The organism is Lysobacter korlensis (assembly GCF_042434515.1).
Window position 1 is genome coordinate 883,302 of sequence record NZ_JBHLTG010000001.1, and the last position, 14,742, is coordinate 898,043.

Genomic DNA, 14,742 nt, shown 5'->3' on the forward strand with positions numbered 1-14,742 from the left:
CCGCTTCACAGGCGTCGCAGGTGCGGCGTCGGCTGCGCCGTACCCGTCACGCGTCGCGCAGCGGTGCTCCGTGCATCGCCGCGCCCGCGCGCAGGAACGGTCGGGCCGGCATGGCTGATGGCATCGTGCCGACGCTGGCTGAACTGGTCGCGCTGCGCGCTGCGGTCGGTCGCCGCCCGGCTGCGCGGTCCGGTCGGTTCGGGGCAGCCGGGCCGGCACGCTCGTCGCTGCGCGGCCGCGGCATGGAGTACGCCGAGTCGCGCGAATACTCGGCCGGCGACGACGCCCGCCACATCGACTGGCGGCTGACGGCTCGCACCGGGCGCGCCCACACCAAGCTGTTCCAGGTCGAGCGCGAGCGCATGACGCTGGTCGTCGCCGATACCTCGGCGGCGTTGTATTTCGGTACCCGCGTGCGGTTCAAATCGGTGCAGGCCGCGCGGGCCGGCGCACTGGCGGCCTGGGCCGCGGCGCGCGATGGCGACCGCATCGCGGCGTTGCGCGGCAGCCTGCGCGAGCCCGCAATCGCACCTGCTTCGGGGCCCCGAGGCGCACTGCATGTGATCGACGCGCTCGCCCGCTGGTACGCGCGTCCGCCCGACGATGACGCCGGCCTGCCGGTCGCGCTCGAGCACGCCCAGCGGCTGATGCGCCCGGGCTCACGGCTGGTGCTGCTGGCCGACCCCACCAGCGTGGCCGGGGTGCCCGATCACCGCTGGCCCGCGCTGTCGCAGCATCAGGATGTGGTGGTCGTGCTGCTGACCGACCCGCTGGAGACTGACCCGCCCGCGCAAACCGTGCCGTTCGTGCGTGCCGGCGGCACCCTGGCGCTGGACCTCGGTGCCTCGCCCGTGCGCCGGGCGTGGCGGAAGACCTTCGTCGAGCCCGTCGCGACCGCGCTCGAATCACTGGCGGCGCGCGGCATCCGTGCGCGGGCGCTGTCGACGGCCGAGCCGAGTGAGGCCTGGCTGTCGCTGCTCGGCTCACCGCGGCCGCAGGGGGCGTGATGGTGGGCGCGACGCTCGTGCTGCGCGACATCCACCAGCCGCCGGCGCCGCCGTGGTGGCCGCCGGCGCCAGGCTGGTGGTGGCTGGCGGCCGGCATTGTCCTGATCGGCCTGATCGCGCTGGCACTGCACCTGCGGCGTCGCCGGCACCAGGCGGTGCGTGCGCGCTTGTTCGATAGCGGATTGAAGCCGGCGCGGACACCGGCCGAGCAGGTGGCGGCGATGTCCGAGCTGCTGCGGCGCGCGGCGCGCGAGCGAGACCCTGATGCCGACCGCCTGCAGGGCGACGCCTGGCTCGAGCGGCTGGACGGCAACGATCCAGCGAAGCCGTTCTCCACCGGGCCCGGGCGCCTGCTGCTCGACGGCGCCTTCCGTCCCGACGTCGATCCGCAGCAGGTCGAGGCCGTCCGGCCGCTGGCCCGCGCGCGTTTTCTCCAATGGACGGCGCGGCGATGAGCGCATGGGTCGACCTGCTCACCTCGTTCGCGTGGCCGTGGTGGCTGCTCGCGCTGCCACTGCCGTGGCTGTTGCAACGCTGGCTGCCGGCCGCGGCGCCGCAGATCGCGGCGCTGCGCGTGCCGTTCGGCGCGCGGCTGGACGACGTCGCGGCCGCCGCTCCAGGCCGCCGCAGCCGCGGGCCCGGTATCTGGGCCTGGCTTGCCTGGGCCCTGCTGTGCATCGCGGCCGCCCGGCCCCAGCAGTTGGGCGAACCGGTGACGCCGCCGTCGCGCGGGCGGCAGATGCTGCTCGCGCTCGACCTGTCGGCCAGCATGAGCGAGCCCGACATGGAGCTCGGCGGGCAGCCCGTCGACCGCCTGACCGCGGCCAAGGCCGTCATCGCCGACTTCCTCGACCGCCGTGCGGGTGACCGGATCGGTCTGCTCGTGTTTGGCCGCCGGGCCTACATGCTGACCCCGCTCACGCTCGACCGCGACAGCGTGCAGGACCAGCTCGCCGACGCGGTAGCGGGACTGGCCGGGCAGGAGACCGCGATCGGTGACGCGCTCGGTCTGGCGGTCAAACGGCTGCAGAAGCAGCCGGCCGGGCAGCGCGTGGTCATTCTGCTGACCGACGGCGTCAACACCGCCGGCCTGCTGGATCCGCAGCGCGCGGCGCAGATTGCGCGCGATGCCGGCGTGCGCGTGCACACGATCGCGTTCGGCGGCGAGGGCGGGCTGTCGCTGTTCGGGTTCCAGCTGCCGATGCCGGGCGCGGGTGACGAGATCGATGAGTCCGGCCTGCAGGCGATCGCCGAGCGCACCGGCGGCCGGTTCTTTCGCGCGCGCGACACTTCCGACCTGGTCGGCATCTACGAGGAAATCGACCGCCTCGAGCCGGTTGCCGTGGCAGGCCCATCGGTGCGGCTGGTGATCGAGCGATACCCGTGGCCGCTAGGGGCGGCCTTGGCCTGCGTACTGATCGGCCTGCTGTGGCCGGCGAGGCGGACCGCGTGATGATCGACCCGACCGCACTGCACCTGTTGCGACCGCAGTGGCTCTGGGCGCTGCTCGCGCTGCCGTTGCTCGCGTGGCTGTGGCAGCGCCGCGGCCGCGCGCACATGCCGTGGCAGGACGCGGTCGACCCGCACCTGCTGCCGCGCCTGATCGAAACCCCTGCCTCGCGGCGCAGCCGGCTGCACGGCGCGATCGCCGCGCTCGGCTACGTGCTGGCGGTGCTCGCACTCGCCGGTCCGAGCTGGCGGCAGGTCGAGCAGCCTTTGAGCCAAGGCGGCACGCCGCTCGTGGTCGCGGTCGACCTGTCGTCGGAAACGCTGGCCACGGACCTGCCGCCGTCGCGCCTGGCGCACGTGCGCGCCAAGCTCGCCCAGTTGTTGCAAGCTCGAAGCTCGGCGCCGGTCGGCTTGGTGGCCTACGCCGATGACGCGTTCACCGTGGCGCCACTGACCGACGACGCCGCAAACGTCGGCCTGTTCCTCGATGCACTTGCGCCGGACGTGATGCCCGTCGACGGCCGCCGCACCGACCGGGCGATCGAACGCGCGGTCGAACTGCTGCGCCGGGCCGGCTACCCGCAGGGCGAGATCGTCCTGTTGACCGGCGACGCGGAGGCCTCCGCGCGCGAAGCGGCCGCGTCCGCGGCGCGGGCCGGCTACCGCGTATCGGTGCTCGGCCTCGGTACCGACGCGGGCGCGCTGGTCCGCATGCGCGATCGCGCGATCCGCCAGGTACGCCTCGAAGACCAGGCGCTGCGCGCGCTGGCCCGCGCCGGCGACGGCCGCTACGCGCCGCTGCAGTCGGACCCGGGTGATCTGCGCGAGCTCGGACTGCTGGATGCGGGTGCGTCCCCGGGCTCCGAATCCCGCGCGAGTGCGGGCCGGGTCTGGCAGGACGAAGGCTACTGGTTGCTGCCGCCGCTGATGCTGCTGGCGCTGTTTGCGCTGAGGCGCCGCGCTGGCGTGCTGCTGGTGCTGTTGTGCGTCGGTCTGCCGTGGTCGCAGGCCGAGGCCTCGAGCTGGTGGCAGCGCCCCGACCAGGCCGCATACGAGCGGCTGCTGGCCGGAAACGAGGCCTACCGGCGCGGCGACTTCGATCGCGCGGCCGCGCTTTACCGCGGTATCACGATGGCGGACGCGCACTACAACCGCGGCAACGCGCTGGCCAAGTCCGGCGAGTACCGCGACGCGATTGCAGCCTACGACGAGGCGCTGAAACTTCAGCCGGGCATGGCCGATGCGATCGCGAACCGCCGCGCCGTGCTCGCCGCGATGAAGCGCCAGCCGCCGCCAGCGCCGAAATCCGGCAAGCAGCAGGGCGGCAAGGGCAACAGCCAGTCCGACCGCGGCGCGCAGCAGAAAGACGGCGAAGGGCAGCGCAAGCAGCCGCCCCAGTCCTCGCCCGAGTCTTCGCAATCCCAGCCGCAACCGCAGTCCGGCGACGCGCGCGAGCAGCAGCGCCAGGCCGACGCCGCGCAGCGCGAACGGGTGCAGCGTGCGCTGCAGCAGCGCAAGCCCCAGCGCAGCGGCGAGCCCGTGCCCGGGAAAGCCGAGACGCCGGCCGAGCGCGAGCAGCGCATCGCGAACGAGGCCTGGCTGCGCCGCGTGCCCGACGACCCGGGCGGGCTGCTGCGCGCCAAGTTCCGGCTCGAGCACCAGCGCCGCCAGGAGCAGACGGAGCCGACCCCATGACCGCCGCACGCATGAGCCGCTGGCTGGTGATGGCGTGGCTGCTGCTCGCCGCCGCGCTGGTGCACGCCGCGCCGAAGGCCTGGCTGGACCGCAACCGCATCGCGCTCGGCGAAACCGTCACGCTCAACATCGCCACGACCGAAACCGCAGCGCCCGAATTCGGCCCGCTGGAGGGCGACTTCGCCCCGCACGGGCATACCAGCGAGCGTCGCTTCGAGCTGGTGAACGGGCAGGCCACGATGCGTTCGCTCTACAGCGTGGCGCTGCGGCCGGCGCAGGCCGGGCGGGTCACGATCCCGCCGATCCGCGTCGGTAACACGGTGACGGCGCCGCTGGTGCTCGAGGTGACACCGGCTGCCCAGGCGATCCCGGCCCGGGCGGGCGACGACGTCTTCATCGAGAGCGGGCCCGACGACCTCGACCCGTACGTGCAGCAGGCCGTCGGCTGGGTGGTGCGCCTGTATTCGGCCATCCCGCTGGTCTCAGGACACCTCGACCAGGCGGCGCCGGCGGGCGCGTCGATGCAGCGCATCGGCGACGACGCGCAGTACACGCGCGAGCTCGGCGGACGGCGCTACACGGTGGTCGAACGCCGGTACCTGCTGGTGCCCGAGCGCAGCGGAGAACTCGCCGTGCCGGGCGCCGTATTCGAGGGACGCGGCGTCGGCGGCATGTTCGATTCGCTGTTCGGCGACCGCGGCGGCGAGCTGCGCGCCCGCGCCGCGCCCCGGGTGCTGAGCGTGCAGCCGGTGCCGGCCGGTGCGCCGCAGCCCTGGCTGCCGCTACACGATCTGCGCCTGAGGTACACCACCACGCCCACGCAACCGCAGGCCGGCCGCGCGGCGACGCTCGCGGTCGAGCTCGTCGCCGATGGCGCGCTTGCGGCGCAGCTGCCCGAGCTGGAGCTGCCCGCGATTGACGGCGTGCAGGTCTTCGCCGAGCCGCCGCAGTCCGACGAGCGCTTCGTCGACGGCCGCCCGCAGGTCACGCTGACCCGGCGCTTTTCGCTGGTGCCCTCGCAGGCCGGCCCGGTGCGGCTGCCCGGGCTGCGGCTGCCGTGGTGGGATATCGCAGGCGGCGCCGTCCGCACGGCCACGCTGCCTGCGCTCGACTGGCAGGTGCGCCCGGGCAGCGCAGCCGCGGCAGCGACGGCCGGGCAGGGGGCCTCGGACCCGCCTGTTGCCGGTAGTGCCGCCCCCGGGCAGGCCACCACCGACAGGCAACGCATCTGGGTCGCAATCGCGCTGGCATTCGCAGGGCTGTGGCTGCTGACGCTCGTCTGGGCCGTCCATCGGCGCGGCCAGCGCGCCGGCTCCGGCGTCGCGCCAGCGGCAGGCTCGGACACGGCGACCAAGTCGACCGCGGTTGCCACGCCAGCGAAACCCGGCCTTGCGCAACTGCGCCGTGCGATCGACGCCGGCGGGCCCGAAGAGATCGTCGCCATCCTTCAGGCAATGGCGGATCCGCCGATTGAGCGGGTCGACGCGCTGCAGTCCCGGCTCGATGACGAAGCCCAGCGCGAGGCGCTGGACGCGCTGCAGCGCGCCCGCTGGGGCGGCGGTGACGTGTCGGCCGCGCGACAGGCGGTGCGCGCCGCATTCGCAAAGGGGCCGCGCTGGGCCGCGTCCCAGACGCCCGCGAAGCCGCCACTGCCACCGCTGTACCCGGAGCGCTGAGCGCCGCACGGTGCGGTTATCCTCAACAGACTTCTGGCGCGACCATCAGGCGCGCGAACACTTCAGGAATCGCCCGACCCATGAGCGAGCACGCCACCACCGCCCGCGCGCCGAAGCTGTCCCTCCACACCCGGATGCTGATCGGCTTCGTGATCGGCGCCGGTGCCGGCCTGCTCGCGAACTTCTACGCTGCCGACGCCGGCTGGCTCGAGGGGCTGGTGACCTATGTCGCCGATCCGATCGGCCAGTTGTTCCTGCGCCTGCTGTTCATGCTGGTCATCCCGCTGGTGTTCTCCGCGCTGATCCTCGGCGTGGTCGAGATCGGCGACCCGCAGTCGCTCGGCCGCATCGGCGGCAAGACGCTCGTGTGGATCCTCGCGGTCACCGCGATCGCGGTAACGATCGGCCTGGTGCTGGTCAACCTGCTGCAACCCGGCCTCGGCCTGCCGCCGGAACTGGCCACCTCGCTGCTCGCCGAATCCGGCGAGCGCACCGCGGACATCGCCGGCAAGGGCGGGGCGATTTCGGGCGTCGACCTGCTGCTCAACATCGTGCCGAAGAATCCGATCGCATCGGCGGCCGCGGGCGATCTGATCGCGGTGATGTTCTTCGCGCTGATGTTCGGCATCGCCGCCACGGTGCTGCGCACTGACAGCACGCGCCTGTTCGTCGGTGCGGTACAGGGCATCTACGACATCTGCCTCAAGCTCATCGGCTGGATCATTGAACTTGCCCCGTACGCGGTCGCCGCACTGCTGTTCTCGATCACGTCCAAGCTCGGTTTCGACGTGATGGTGCAGCTCGCGCGCTTCGTCGGCACTGTGCTGCTCGCGCTGGGCATCCACTTCTTCATCGTTTTCCCGGTGATGCTGATGGTGTTCGGCCGCACCTCGCCGCTCGCGTTCTTCCGCGGCGCGCAGCCGGCGCTGCTGACCGCGTTCTCGACCTCGTCCTCGAGCGCAACGCTGCCGACGACGCTCGCGGTCACCGAAGAGCGCCTCGGCGTGCCACGCCGCGTTGCGCGTTTCGTATGCACGCTCGGCGCAACCGCGAACATGAACGGGACCGCGCTGTTCGAAGGCATTACGGTGCTGTTCCTCGCGCAGTTCTTCGGCATCGAACTGAGCCTCGTGCAGCAGATCACCGTGCTGGTGCTGTGCATCTTCGGCTCGATCGGCGCGGCCGGCGTGCCCGGCGGCTCGCTGCCGGTGATCGCGATGATCCTGATGATGTTCAACATCCCGCCCGAAGGCATCGGCCTGATCCTCGGCGTGGACCGCCTGCTCGACATGTGCCGCACGGTGGTCAACGTCGGCGGCGACATGGTCGGCTCGGTCGTGATCGGCCGTACCGAAGCCGGGCACGACGCACTGCCCGGGGATGCGCCCGGCCACGCGCAGGGCTGAGGCGGGCGCCGCAGCAAGCGGCTTCCACCGGCCGGCCGACACCCCCGGCCGGGCGTAAGCCATCGAACGGCCGCGCGCCAGGCGCGGCCGCACGGACGAGGTGGATAGGCCAGACGGCAGCCGGCCAGCGGCAGGGCCGCGGAATACGTTGCGAGGCGACATCGGGGCGCCCGGATGGGACAATGCGCCGCCCGCGCGGCCGTGTCCTTGCCGCCGGCGCGCCTTCCGCCGCTCCCAGACGACCCCATGCCGACGCCTGATTCCCAGCAGCCCGCCCGCCGCGACCTCGCCAACGCGATCCGCTTCCTTGCCATCGACGCGGTGCAGGCCGCCAACTCCGGTCACCCGGGCATGCCGATGGGCATGGCCGACATCGCCGAAGTGCTCTGGAACGACTACCTCAGCCACAACCCGGACAACCCGGGCTGGGCCAACCGCGACCGCTTCCTGCTGTCGAACGGGCACGGCTCGATGCTGCAGTACGCGCTGCTGCACCTGGCCGGTTACGACCTGCCGATCGAGGACATCCGCAACTTCCGCCAGCTCGATTCGAAGACGCCGGGCCACCCCGAGAACTTCATGACGCCGGGCGTGGAAACCACCACCGGCCCGCTGGGCCAGGGTTTCGCGAACGCGGTCGGCATGGCGCTGGCCGAGAAGCTGCTCGCGCAGCGCTTCAACCGCGACGGCTTCGAGCTCATCAACCATCGCACCTACGTGTTCATGGGCGACGGCTGCCTGATGGAAGGCATCTCGCACGAGGCCGCCTCGCTGGCCGGCACCTGGGGCCTGAACAAGCTCGTCGCGTTCTGGGACGACAACAAAATCTCGATCGACGGCAATACCGACGGCTGGTTCACCGACGACACGCCGGCGCGCTTCGAGGCCTACGGCTGGAACGTGGTGCGCGGCGTCGACGGTCATAACGCCGATTCGATCAAGGCCGGCATCGAGCAGGCACTGGCCAGCACCGACAAGCCGACGCTGATCTGCTGCCGCACCACGATCGGTTTCGGTTCGCCGAACAAGGCCGGCAAGGAATCCAGCCACGGCGCACCGCTGGGCAAGGACGAGATCGCCGCCACGCGCGAAGCGCTGAACTGGCCGCACGGCCCGTTCGAAATCCCGGCCGACGTGGCTGGCGTCTGGCGCGCGAATGACGCCGGCGCCGCGCGCGAGCAGGCGTGGAATGCGCTGTTCGAGCGCTATGCCGCGCAGTTCCCGGACGCCGCTGCCGAACTCACCCGCCGCCTGCGCGCCGAGCTGCCGGAAGGCTTCCTCGATGCGGCCGATGCGTACATCGCCAAGCTACAGGCCGAAGGCCCCGTCGTGGCTTCGCGCAAGGCCTCGCAGATGGCGATCGAAGCGTTTGCGCCGCTGCTGCCGGAACTTGTCGGCGGCTCGGCCGACCTCGCGCATTCCAACCTCACGCTGTGGAAGGGCAGCAAGTCGGTTGCGACCGACGATCCGAACGCGAACTACATCTATTACGGTGTGCGCGAGTTCGCGATGACCGCGATCAACAACGGCCTGGAGCTGCACGGCGGCTTCATTCCGTACGACGCGACGTTCCTGGTGTTCAGCGATTACGCGCGCAACGCCGTGCGCATGAGCGCGCTGATGGGCGCGCATGCGATCCACGTCTACACGCATGACTCGATCGGCCTCGGCGAGGACGGCCCGACGCACCAGCCGATCGAGCACCTCGCCTCGCTGCGCTACATCCCCGACAACGACGTGTGGCGCCCATGCGACGCCGTCGAATCGGCAGTGGCGTGGAAAGCCGCGCTCGTGCGCAATGACGGTCCGAGCTGCCTGGTGTTCTCGCGCCAGAACCTGCCGCACCAGCCGCGCAGCGAGCAGCAGGTGGCCGACATCGCGCGCGGCGGCTACGTGCTGCGCGAGGGCGGCACGACGCCGCGCATCATCCTGATCGCCACGGGTTCGGAAGTCGGCCTTGCGATGCAGGCGGCCGAGCAGCTCGGCGACGATGTGCGCGTGGTGTCGATGCCGTCGCCGGAAGTCTTCGAGCGCCAGGACGCGGCGTACCGCGAGTCGGTGCTCCCGCGCGATGTGCGTCGCCGCGTCGCGATCGAGGCCGGCACTGCGGACTACTGGTACAAGTACGTCGGCCTGGATGGCGCGGTGGTCGGCATGCACGGCTTCGGTGCCAGTGCACCGGCCGAGAAGCTGTTCCCGCACTTCGGCTTCACGGTCGAGCGGGTGGTCGAGGTCGCGCGCACGCTCGGCTGATCCGTGCCCGATGTCGTGCAGGAGAAAGGCGGCCTCGGCCGCCTTTCTCTTTTTCGGGAGGATCGCAGCGAATCGCGCCTAGGCCAGCAGCAACTTCCCCGCGGCCACCAGCAGCACGACGCCGAGCGCATGGCGCAGCCCGCGCACCGGCAGCCATTTCAGACCGAGCTGGGTGCCGATCACCGCGCCGATCGCCACCGCGCCGAGCCACAGCGGCAGCGCCGGCGGCAATGTGCCGGTGGCCTGCAGCAGTCCGGCCAGTGCGGTCAGCGAGTTGATCCACACGAACGCCACCGACGTGCCGCTGGCCTCGCGCGTCGGCATCCAGTGGGCGAACAGCAGCAGCGGCGTCAGGAAGATCGCGCCGCCGGTACCGGTCAGGCCCGACAGCACGCCGATCGCGCCACCCGTAAGCAGGCCGATGAGCCATGGCACGCGACCGCCGGCCGCAACGCGATCCTCGCGCTCGGCGCCGGACGCGCTGCGGAACACCCCGGCTGCCGCGACCAGCAGCACGAGACCGAGCAGCATCGAATAGCTGTCCTTCGGCAACCTGAGCTGCGCTGCGAAGTACGCAGCCGGGGCCGATGCGAGCACGAACGGCAGCACGTTGCGCCATCGCACATGCCCGGCACACGCGAACCGCACCAGGCCAATTCCGCCGACCAGCAGGTTGAGTGCGAGCGCCGTCGGCCGCACCTGCTCCGGCGCGAAGCCGAGCAGTGCCATCGCCGCGATGTAACCGCTCGCGCCCGCATGGCCGACGGACGAATACAGCACCGCGACGAGCAGGAACAGCGCCGCAAGCCACCAGGTCGAATCGATCATCGCGCGCTCGTACGCAGTGCAGTCGCTGGCCGGATCAGCATGTGCAGCCGCCGGGGCAGCCGATCATCCAGGGCCGGGCAAGCCACGCAGGCTTCTCAGCGGCGTGCAGTGCTGTCCGCTCAGCGTTCCAGCGCGTCGTTGAGCAGCGTGGCGAGCCGGTACCCGGCCTGGCGCACGCGCTGTTCGGCGAGCGGGCGCTTGGAATCGAGGTAGCGATGATCGAGCTTGTGCCCGCGCGGATACAGCGCGCTCGCCTTGACCGTGCGGCAGGACTCGGCCGCCCACGACTGCGGCGTGCCGACGGGCGTGTCGTGCGGCGGCCACGGCAGCACATCCAGCTTCCGGGCATAGGCCGGCAGTTCGAGGCCGGGCGAGCCGAGCACGTAGTAGTCCCAGATCGAATGCAGGTTCGTGCCCATCACGCCGTTTTTGTAGTCCTTGCGTGCATAGGCTTCGGGTTCGAGCGGCGTGCGCAGGCTGATCTGGAAATCGTTGCCGCCCTTGTCGGTGCGGCTGTTCGCATGCAGCGGCTGGTGCACGTCGCCAACGAAATGCACGAGAAACTTAAGCGCCTCGCGTCGTGCGGCGAGCGGCTGCGACCGGTCGGCAAGGATGCGGCGCTGCGCCTCGATCGCGCCGACAACGCACTGGCCGTCCTTGCAGTCGCGCTCGAAGTCGATGCGGCAGCTTCCCGGCGTCGTCTTGACGTAATGCCAGGCGGCAGTGCGCTTGAACTGCTCGGGGCTGCTGGAGCGCAGCGTATCGGCCCAGGTCGCCACGCCGGCCAGCGTCGGGTCGTCCTCGCCGGCCAGCAGGCGCGCGACCTCCTGCTTCGCCTCGGGCGTGAGGTGGCGCTCGGCCAGCTCGCCAATCAGGCGATGGCCGAGTGCGCTCCATGCCGCGGCGGGCGTCGAGGCGAGCAGCAGGATGAGGGCGGCGACGAGGGCAGGGGTGCGTTTCATCCGGCCATGATATCGGCCGATGCAGGGCCCCGACCGTGCCGGAAACGGGGTTTGGCGCACACCGCAGCGATCGCAACCGGTGTGGTTCACGCATGCGATGTCGCGCAGGTCGGGCGCTGCGAGCGGGCGCGGCAGGCACGCAATGCGCCGTCGATCCGGGCGTGCGCTCGGGCTTCGCAAGCTGTCTACAGCCCCGGTCGGCTAAAATGGCGGACTTTCCCGTGCAGGAGTTGTCATGGCGATCAAGGTGGGTATCAACGGCTTCGGCCGCATCGGCCGGAACGTGCTGCGTTCGGCCGTGCAGAATTTCGCAGGCGAGATCGAGATCGTTGCGATCAACGACCTGCTCGAACCCGATTACCTCGCCTACATGCTGCGCTACGACTCGGTGCATGGCCGCTTCGACGGCGACGTGTCGGTCGAGGACGGTCAGCTGGTCATCAACGGCAAGAAGATCCGCCTGACCCAGGAGCGCGACCCCGCGAACCTCAAGTGGGACGAGGTCGGCGCCGACGTCGTCATCGAGTCGACCGGCCTGTTCCTCGACAAGACCACCGCACAGAAGCACCTCGATGCGGGCGCGAAGAAGGTGATCCTGTCGGCGCCGTCGAAGGACGACACGCCGATGTTCGTCTACGGCGTGAACCACCAGAAGTACAACGGCGAGGCGATCGTCTCGAACGCGTCATGCACCACGAACTGCCTCGCGCCGCTCGCGAAGGTGCTCAACGACAAGTGGGGCATCAAGCGCGGCCTGATGACCACCGTGCATGCGGCTACGGCCACGCAGAAGACCGTCGACGGCCCGAGCAACAAGGACTGGCGCGGCGGCCGCGGCATCCTCGAGAACATCATCCCGTCGAGCACGGGCGCAGCGAAGGCCGTTGGCGTCGTGATCCCCGAGCTCAACAAGAAGCTCACCGGCATGGCGTTCCGCGTGCCGACCTCGGACGTGTCGGTGGTCGATCTGACCGTCGAGCTCGAGAAGTCGGCAACCTACGCCGAGATCTGCGCGGAAATGAAGGCGCAGAGCCAAGGCGCGCTCAAGGGCGTGCTGGGCTACACCGAGGACAAGGTCGTCGCGACCGATTTCCGCGGCGATGCGCGCACGTCGATCTTCGACGCCGAAGCCGGCATCGCGCTCGACGGTACGTTCGTCAAGCTCGTGAGCTGGTACGACAACGAGTGGGGCTACTCGAACAAGTGCCTCGAGATGGTGCGGGTCGTCGCGGGCAAGTAAGCGCGACCGGGTCCGAATCGAAAGCCCCGCCGATGCGGGGCTTTCTTTTTGTGCGGACGGGCCGCGCGCTACGCGGCGCGCCGGTCGTTACGCCGATCCGTGGCGCGGCGGTCACCCATGCGCCGGTCGCTGTCGTGTGCGCCGCCGTCGCGGTGCTCGCCCTCCTGTGAGCGCACGCGCATCTGTCGTCGCTCCTGGATGAGCCGCCCCGCGGGGAATGCGACCGCCGCGCGCAGCCCGGCCACCGGCGAGGCGTTGCGCACGCCGCGCCTGGCGACGTTGAGTACGTGCTGCACCATCTCGCGACGTGGCACTTCGCCCTGTTCGCGTACGAACGACAGCCGGTGCATCGAATACAGGCCGAATACCGCCGAGATCAGGAAGAAGAACTGCCACCAGCCGATCGAGATCGTCACCAGTTCGAGGGCGCCGCCGGGCGCACGCCAGTCCATGTACAGGCGCAGCTCGCGCCGTTCGAAGAATGTCGCAAACAGCCCGCCGAGCAGTGGCGCGGCGCCGGCCGCCAGCGCGGTGACGAGCGCGTTCGTGGCGACGTACGCCGTCGCGGCGCCGCGCGGCGCCATCTTCATGCTGATCGCACTCGATGCCAGCGCAACGCCGGCCGAGGTCATGCCCATCAGCACGTGCAGCACGATCAGATAGGTCGACGTCCAGCCGCGACCACCGATCTCGCCGGCGAGCGACATCGCCGCGATGCATGCGATGAACGCCGGCGCCGCGAACGTCAGCACGGTCTTGTTTGTGAAGCGGTCCGACAACCGGCCCCAGGTGCGCAGCACCACAATGTTCGCCAACTGGCTGACGATGCTCATCACCAGCACGAAGCCGGCCGAGAACCCGAGCTGGCGCATCATGAACACGGTGAAGAATGGCGCGGCCAGGTTGACCGCGAACTGCCACGACGCGAAGAAGCGCAGCAGGCGCACGAAGTCGGGGTCGTGGAACGGCTGCGCGAACAACGCGCGCAGGCGGCGGCCCGGCACCGGCGCCGGCATTGCCGGTTCCGGCACCTTCGCGAGTTGCCACGTGCTCACAAGGCTCGATACGAACCCGATCATGTAAAGCCCGGCAAACGCGAGTGGAGTACCGCCACCACCGTTCGGGCCAGCGAAATGCAGCGCGCCGGCGGCGAGCGCCGTGCCGACGATGCCGAGCACCGTGGCCCAGATCGTGCGCTGGGCGAAGAAGTTGCCCATGCGCTCTTCGGGCACAAGGTCGCGGATCCACGAGTTCCAGGCGCAGCCGGCCACCGCGTTGAACGCGCAATGCACGGTTTCGCCAACCACCAGCAGCGTCAGCGCGAGCGTGCGGTTTTCCATGAAGCCGAGCACCGCCATCAGCGGCAGCGCGAGCCGCGCCATGAACAATGCCACGATCGACACCAGCCGCCGCGAGCGCACGCGCTCGAGCAGGATCACCGCAGGCGCCTGCAGCAACTGCGTGAGGAACGGGATGGCGGCCAGCACGCCGATCACCGTCGACGACGCACCCAGCAAAAGCGCGTACGCGACAAGCACGACACCACTGTTGAGCGTGCCGACGATCGTGGAGAACGCGGCATCGAACATGAGGCGACGCGTGCCGTGCTCGAGGTCGTCGTGTGTGATCTCGGGCTGGGTCGCGGCGAGTCTCATCGGGCAGGCGGTCTCGTCGGGCGGGCCCCGAACTAGAGCAACCTTTCCGTGACGGGCTGGTCCATCTTGCGTTAGAAGTTCGGTCGAACTGGACCACGCTTACGTGGCCGATCGCTCGTCGATCCTGCTCGCGAACATGCACGCGACAAGGCAGGCGCATTCGCTGACTCCGCCGTCAGCAGCGCGGCGGTGCGGATCCAGCGTGCGTCGAACTTAGGTGTGCTGGCGCCGTCGTGGAACCGGCGACCAGGCGGGGTGCGACACGCACCGGGCCGAACGCATGCATCAGAACACCGCTGCAGCTGCACGAGTCACCACCCTCGCGTCGAAGCGCGGCGGACATAGGAACTCGGGACCGCAAGCCCATCCACCAGGCCCGCCGGCCAAGCCCGCGAGCAGCGTCATCCGGCCGGCATCACAGGCGTCGAAGGCGCGGCCAAGATGGTGTGGCGCGAGTGCTTGATAAGCGCCACATATCGAGATCCACCGCCGGTCGGCATAAGCATTGCTCCAATGGCCCGGACCGGGGGACTGGTGTACCGTTTTGCGCGGTTCAGTGGTTCTGCGGTGC

Annotated in this window: 11 protein-coding genes; 8 read left to right on the forward strand and 3 right to left on the reverse strand. The window is 70.4% G+C overall.

The genetic code is table 11. The annotated features are described in order from the left end of the window. Positions 1-110: 110 nt before the first annotated feature. The 7 genes from ACFFGH_RS03955 (at position 111) to tkt (ending at position 9,486) form a co-directional block, all read left to right on the forward strand. A complete protein-coding gene (locus ACFFGH_RS03955) occupies positions 111-1,007 on the forward strand; it encodes a DUF58 domain-containing protein (RefSeq protein ID WP_386664988.1) in 897 nt (298 codons plus the stop codon). After that, complete coding sequence (locus tag ACFFGH_RS03960) at positions 1,007-1,462, forward strand: DUF4381 domain-containing protein (RefSeq protein ID WP_386664990.1); 456 nt, start codon at positions 1,007-1,009, stop codon at positions 1,460-1,462. The genes ACFFGH_RS03955 and ACFFGH_RS03960 overlap by 1 nt, the downstream gene beginning before the upstream one ends. Further along, positions 1,444-2,460, forward strand: a complete 1,017-nt coding sequence (locus ACFFGH_RS03965) for a vWA domain-containing protein (RefSeq protein WP_386664991.1) — start codon at positions 1,444-1,446, stop codon at positions 2,458-2,460. Before ACFFGH_RS03960 ends, ACFFGH_RS03965 begins: the two co-directional genes overlap by 19 nt. After that, positions 2,460-4,151 carry a vWA domain-containing protein gene (locus ACFFGH_RS03970; protein WP_386664992.1) on the forward strand — a complete coding sequence of 564 codons (1,692 nt, stop codon included), beginning with the start codon at positions 2,460-2,462 and terminating at the stop codon, positions 4,149-4,151. The genes ACFFGH_RS03965 and ACFFGH_RS03970 overlap by 1 nt, the downstream gene beginning before the upstream one ends. Next, positions 4,148-5,827 carry a BatD family protein gene (locus tag ACFFGH_RS03975; protein WP_386664994.1) on the forward strand — a complete coding sequence of 560 codons (1,680 nt, stop codon included), beginning with the start codon at positions 4,148-4,150 and terminating at the stop codon, positions 5,825-5,827. The genes ACFFGH_RS03970 and ACFFGH_RS03975 overlap by 4 nt, the downstream gene beginning before the upstream one ends. Positions 5,828-5,907: 80 nt before the next feature. Continuing rightward, a complete protein-coding gene (locus tag ACFFGH_RS03980; protein WP_386664995.1) occupies positions 5,908-7,233 on the forward strand; it encodes a dicarboxylate/amino acid:cation symporter in 1,326 nt (441 codons plus the stop codon). Between the two features lie 246 nt (positions 7,234-7,479). Next, a complete protein-coding gene (gene tkt / locus ACFFGH_RS03985) occupies positions 7,480-9,486 on the forward strand; it encodes a transketolase (protein WP_386664996.1) in 2,007 nt (668 codons plus the stop codon). A 78-nt stretch (positions 9,487-9,564) separates the two neighbouring features. Here tkt and ACFFGH_RS03990 read toward each other — a convergent pair whose 3' ends face one another. Next, positions 9,565-10,314, reverse strand: a complete 750-nt coding sequence (locus tag ACFFGH_RS03990; RefSeq protein ID WP_386664997.1) for a sulfite exporter TauE/SafE family protein — start codon at positions 10,312-10,314, stop codon at positions 9,565-9,567. 119 nt (positions 10,315-10,433) lie between these two features. Continuing rightward, positions 10,434-11,366, reverse strand: coding sequence for a S1/P1 nuclease (locus ACFFGH_RS03995; RefSeq protein WP_386664998.1), 933 nt, complete (start codon positions 11,364-11,366; stop codon positions 10,434-10,436). A 145-nt stretch (positions 11,367-11,511) separates the two neighbouring features. On the opposite strand from ACFFGH_RS03995, the gene gap reads away from it, so the two are divergent. Beyond that, positions 11,512-12,516: a type I glyceraldehyde-3-phosphate dehydrogenase gene (gene gap / locus ACFFGH_RS04000; protein ID WP_386665000.1), complete on the forward strand. Its 1,005-nt coding sequence runs from the start codon at positions 11,512-11,514 to the stop codon at positions 12,514-12,516. 68 nt (positions 12,517-12,584) lie between these two features. Here the strand turns inward: gap and ACFFGH_RS04005 are convergent, their stop codons facing one another. Continuing rightward, positions 12,585-14,171, reverse strand: a complete 1,587-nt coding sequence (locus tag ACFFGH_RS04005; RefSeq protein WP_386665002.1) for an MFS transporter — start codon at positions 14,169-14,171, stop codon at positions 12,585-12,587. Between the last annotated feature and the right edge of the window lie 571 nt (positions 14,172-14,742).